Raw genomic sequence first — 1,293 nt, 5'->3', positions numbered from 1 at the left:
GGTAGTGTTTAGAAATCTGTGTCATTTCAGTATTATTAAGAAAACAGGAGTGACACATGACTCAATCTTTCGACTTCAACAAAGCATTAGCTGAACTTCAAGCTGGTAAAGGCCTTACTGGCGAAGACGGTGTTCTAACACCATTAATTAAACAACTCACCGAAGCGGCTCTTAAAGCTGAATTAGAGCAGCATTTAGAATCTGAGACCCAAGTTAACCGTAAAAATGGTTCAACCAAAAAAACAGTTAAGTCATCCATAGGTCAATTCGAACTTGAAACGCCCAGAGACCGTTCAGGTTCGTTTGAACCTCAGCTTGTTAAAAAGAACCAAACCAAGTTAACGCCTGAAATTGATGAGAAAATCCTATCTATGTTTGCTTTAGGTATGAGCTATCGAGATATTCGAGGCCACATACAGGATATGTATGGCGTTGAGGTATCAGAGGCCACCATCACTGCCGTAACAGACCAACTGATACCAGAGCTTAAAGCATGGCAAGCGCGCAGCTTAGACACGCTTTACCCGTTTATCTGGCTTGATGCCATTCATTATAAGATTAAAGAAAATGGGCGCTACGTGAGTAAGGCTATTTATACCGTACTAGGTGTCAATATCGAGGGCCGCAAAGAGTTACTTGGTTTATATATCTCTGAAAGTGAAGGTGCTAACTATTGGCTATCAGTATTAACAGATTTACATAATCGTGGTGTATCCGATATTTTAATTGCCTGTGTTGATGGACTAAAAGGCTTCCCTGAAGCAATAGCAACAATCTATCCTGACGCCGAAGTGCAGGAGTGCGTTATTCATCAAATTCGTAATTCGATGAAGTATGTTGCTTCAAAGCACCAAAAAGAGTTTATGGCTGACCTGAAACCCGTTTATAAGGCAGCCACTAAAGATGCAGCAGAAGCCGCTCTCGCCGAATTAGATGCCAAATGGGGCAAGTTATACCCTATCGTTATCGAGTCTTGGCGTCGTAAGTGGGGCAATCTGTCGGTTTACTTCAAGTATCCAGATTACGTGCGAAAAGCTATTTATACCACAAATGCAATTGAAGCTGTACATCGTCAGTTTAGGCGACTCACCAAGACTAAGGGAGCATTCCCTAATGAAAACAGCTTGATGAAATTATTGTATGCAGGCATATTGAATGCCTCGAAGAAATGGACAATGCCAATCCATAATTGGAATCTGACATTGTCGCAATTGGCCATCCACTTCGAAGGTAGGTTAGATGGTGTGCTAGATATTTAGCAACTTAGGCTGACACAGAATTCTGAACGCCCTC

Annotated in this window: 1 protein-coding gene; it reads left to right on the top strand. The window is 41.8% G+C overall.

Annotated features, from left to right (window positions below):
* Positions 1 to 56: 56 nt before the first annotated feature.
* A complete protein-coding gene (locus tag BW139_RS18110) occupies positions 57 to 1,259 on the top strand; it encodes an IS256 family transposase (RefSeq protein WP_008465246.1) in 1,203 nt (400 codons plus the stop codon).
* Positions 1,260 to 1,293: the final 34 nt, after the last annotated feature.

The organism is Pseudoalteromonas sp. SK18 (assembly GCF_001974855.1).
Classification (GTDB): Bacteria; Pseudomonadota; Gammaproteobacteria; order Enterobacterales; family Alteromonadaceae; genus Pseudoalteromonas.
This window is presented reverse-complemented; position numbering and strand designations above follow the sequence as displayed.